This is a genomic window from Cupriavidus phytohabitans (genome assembly GCF_000426345.1).
Classification (GTDB): Bacteria; Pseudomonadota; Gammaproteobacteria; order Burkholderiales; family Burkholderiaceae; genus Cupriavidus.
Window position 1 is genome coordinate 1 of the sequence record NZ_AUFE01000176.1, and the last position, 3,450, is coordinate 3,450.

4 protein-coding genes are annotated in these 3,450 nt (G+C 66.2%); all 4 read right to left on the reverse strand.

The features are described 5' to 3' along the window. Positions 1 to 452: 452 nt before the first annotated feature. Entirely contained in the window at positions 453 to 1,529 is a 1,077-nt protein-coding gene (locus tag K309_RS0134240; RefSeq protein WP_029050393.1) for a phosphotransferase, read from the reverse strand. A 50-nt stretch (positions 1,530 to 1,579) separates the two neighbouring features. Further along, the gene (locus K309_RS0134245) at positions 1,580 to 2,305 is read right to left on the reverse strand and encodes a histidine phosphatase family protein (RefSeq protein ID WP_029050394.1); all 726 of its coding nucleotides are present in this window, start codon (positions 2,303 to 2,305) and stop codon (positions 1,580 to 1,582) included. Between the two features lie 81 nt (positions 2,306 to 2,386). Then, a complete protein-coding gene (locus K309_RS0134250; RefSeq protein ID WP_029050395.1) occupies positions 2,387 to 3,166 on the reverse strand; it encodes an oxepin-CoA hydrolase, alternative type in 780 nt (259 codons plus the stop codon). A 32-nt stretch (positions 3,167 to 3,198) separates the two neighbouring features. After that, positions 3,199 to 3,450, reverse strand: a 252-nt coding sequence (locus tag K309_RS38805; protein ID WP_035878887.1) for a 3-hydroxyacyl-CoA dehydrogenase family protein, incomplete at its 5' end; no start/stop codon positions are given.

Genomic DNA, 3,450 nt, shown 5'->3' on the forward strand with positions numbered 1-3,450 from the left:
TGCCTGAGACGCCACTGTACGTTTCTTCTTCATTGGCATATCCATGGTCATTACCTCCATGATATGCCTCGTACACAAAATTCCGGATAGGTCCGAGTGCGTCGCTGCGCTCGCACGGCGACCCCGGGGCCCGAAACCCGGACGAGGACGCGGGCGGCTGCGCTGCCCTTAGGGCCGGCGCGCAGCGCAGCCGCAGGCGTTCCTGCGTTGACCCACGCAGCAGGGATCATCCACAGCTCTGGGTTCGTTCAAACATCGCATCAATCCCGAGCCACCGTGGCGCACCACGGCGTCAGGCAGCCCTCCCCTGCAACGAAGCAAAGTCCCGTACGAAAGCCCCCGCACACTGCGATAACAGTGGCCGCCCGCAGCATGTCACCAATAGCGAGCGACCACAACGCTTCAAGCCGCCGACAGCATGTCACCAACGGCGACCCAGCTCCAAAAGTCACTCACCCCTTAGCCTTCTTCGCATACTCCCACCCCATCTCCGCCATCGGCCGCGCCCGCTTGCCCGCATCAGCAGCCTGCGCCGACGAAGCCGTCCCATCGACCACGCGCTTCATGATCCCCTGCAAGATCCCGGCAATACGGAACATGCTGAAGGCAAGATAGAAATTCCAGTCGCCAGTGATCGCGCGCCCGGTACGCTGCTCGTACATGCGGCGATACGTTGCCTCGTCAGGAATCCCCAGCCCCGCAAAGTCCAGCCCCGCAATCCCGCGGAACTGCCCCGGTGCGATATGCCAGCTCATGCAGTGGTAGCTGAAGTCCGCCATCGGATGCCCCAGTGTGGATAGCTCCCAGTCCAGCACCGCCAGCACACGCGGCTCGGTCGGATGGAACATCAGGTTGTCGAGCCGGTAATCGCCATGCACGATCGACGTCAGATCCGCGTCTTCCTGCGGAATATGCTGCGGCAGCCAGTCCATCAGCGCATCCATGGCCGGGATCGACTCGGTTTCCGACAGCTTGTATTGCTTGGTCCAACGCTCGATCTGGCGCTGGAAGTAGTTGCCGGGCTTGCCATAGTCCCCCAGCCCGATGGCGTTGTAGTCGACGGTATGCAGCGCAGCGATGACGCGGTTCATCTCGTCATAGATGGCACTGCGCTCGGCATTGCCCATGCCGGGCAGCGACTGGTCCCACAGCACCCGGCCGGCGACGAACTCCATGATGTAGAAGGCACGGCCAATCACCGATTCGTCCTCGCACAGCGCATACATGCGCGCGACCGGCACGTCGGTGCCGGCGAGGGCGGCCATTACGCGGTATTCGCGCTCGATGGCGTGCGCCGACGGCAGCAGCTTGCTCTTGGGGCCGGGCTTGGCGCGCATCACATAGGTCTGGCCCGGCGTGACCAGCTTGAAGGTCGGGTTGGACTGCCCGCCCTTGAACTGCTCGACGGTCAGCGGGCCGGCAAAGCCCGCCACGTGCTGGCGCATCCAGGCTTCCAGCGCGCCGGTGTCGAAGCGCTGCTGGTCTGCCACCGGGCGTGTGCCCTCGAAGTGCGATACGTTGCTCGTCATGCTGTCTCCGTTAGTTTTCTGTTCGGGTTCGGTTGGATGGCTCGGGTGACTCAGGCGGCCGGCTGGCGGCCGCGCAAATACTGGTGCAGCAGCACTTCCATGGTGGTGTGGCGCGAGCCGCTGTGGACGGGGGTGGGCGGCGAGTAGTTGGTCATGCGCACCACCCAGTCGAGCGGGCCGTCGCCCATGTCGAGCACATTGATGCAGCCCGCCGTCTGCAGCAGCGAGCCGAACAGCACGCGCCGCCCGCAGGTGATCGCCTGTGACAGGATGGCGCGGTTGGTGCCGCCGTGCAGCACCATCAACACGGTGTCCCATCCCGGGTCGGCGCGCAGGCGATCCAGCGCGGGCAGCACGCGGTCGAGAAAGGCGCCGATGGTCTCGCCGTTGAGAAAGCGCTTGTCTTCGGGGACTTCGCCTTCGAAGGCGCCGACGAAGGCGTCGCGCAGCTCGGCGTCGGCGATCGCGGACAAGTCGCCGCCCCGGATCTCCTGGAATTCTGGCCAGACCTCAGGCACCATGCCTTCCATCTCGGGCAGTTCGGCCAGCACGCGCTCGGCGGTCTCGACCGTGCGCGGCAGGCCGCTGACGATGACGCGATCGAAGCGGATCTGCTCGGCGGCAAAGGCGCGTCCGGCGGCGGTGGCCTGCATGCGGCCGGTTTCGTTGAGCGGGACCATCTCCGGCAGCGCGGGACGCCCGGCTTCATCGAAATACGAGACGGCACCATGCCGCATCAGGTAGATGCGGCGACGCGAGGACGGCGGCAATTCCATGCGTTGTCTCCTTGTGTTGTGCTGGCGTGCCCGTCTGCCGCGGGCTTGCCATGAAGACGGGCAGCTGCCCGTCCGGGTCTGTCAGCGGTACTGCGGCTTGCGCTTCTCAAGAAAAGCGCTGATGCCTTCGCCGCCATCCGGGTGATGCAGCGCGGCGACAAAGTTGTCGCGCTCGGCCAGCAGGTGTTCGTCGAGCGACGCCGTGGCCGCGTAGTTGATCAGGCCCTTGATGCGGCCGACCGCATGCGGCGATTGCCTGGCCAGACCCGCCGCCAGCCGCAGCGACTCGGCCAGCGCCTCGCCCGGCGGCGTGACGCGGTTGACGAGGCCAAACTGGGCCAGCCGCTCGCCGCTGATCGGCTTGCCTTCCATCATCATCTCGCTGGCGAGCTGGCGCGGCAGCGCGCGCGCCAGTTCGTACGAGCCGCCGCCATCGGGCGTGAGCCCGACCGAGACGTAGGCCATCACGAACTTGGCATCGCTGGCCGCGACCACGAAATCGCATGCCAGAACGAGCGATAAGCCCGCGCCGGCGGCGGCGCCTTCGACTGCCGCGATGATCGGCTTGGGAAAGGCGTGCAGCGAGCGGATAAAGCCGTTCAGCACCTCGATGCTGGCGGCTTGCACCTCGGGCGGCTGGCTGCGGTTGCCCAGCAGCCGGTTCAGATTGCCACCCGCGCAGAACATGCCGTCGGCGCCGGTAAAGATTACGGCGCGGATCGAATCGTCCGCGGCGGCCGCGTCCAGCGCCGCCTTGGAGCCGGCATAGATGTCCGGGTGCAGCGCGTTGCGCGCCTCGGGGTTCGAGATGGTCAGGACCAGCGTCGAATCGACGCGTTCGGAAAGCAGTTGTGCGGGCATGGGGGCGACTCTGAAAACGGCAGGGAACGGGCTTATTGCTCTTCGGCCAGCAGCGACAGGCCGAGGCCGGCGCGGCGCCACAGCCACGGGCTCGGGCGGTAGCGCATGTCGCCGGTCAGCGCTTCCATGTTGCGCAGCGTCTCGAGCACCAGTTGCGGGCCGACCGCGTCGCCGAGTGCCAGCGGACCCTTCGGGTAGCCGAGGCCGAGGTTCACGGCAAGGTCGATGTCCGCCGGCGTGGCGATGCGCTGCTGCGCGATATCGCTGGCGATATTGATGATGCA

What these genes read in the sequence shown, in the direction of transcription:
- K309_RS0134245 (WP_029050394.1), bottom strand. Translation starts at nt 2,305, where the DNA reads ATGGAATTGCCGCCGTCCTCGCGTCGCCGCATCTACCTGATGCGGCAT.
- K309_RS0134250 (WP_029050395.1), bottom strand. Translation starts at nt 3,166, where the DNA reads ATGCCCGCACAACTGCTTTCCGAACGCGTCGATTCGACGCTGGTCCTG.
- K309_RS0134240 (WP_029050393.1), bottom strand. Translation starts at nt 1,529, where the DNA reads ATGACGAGCAACGTATCGCACTTCGAGGGCACACGCCCGGTGGCAGAC.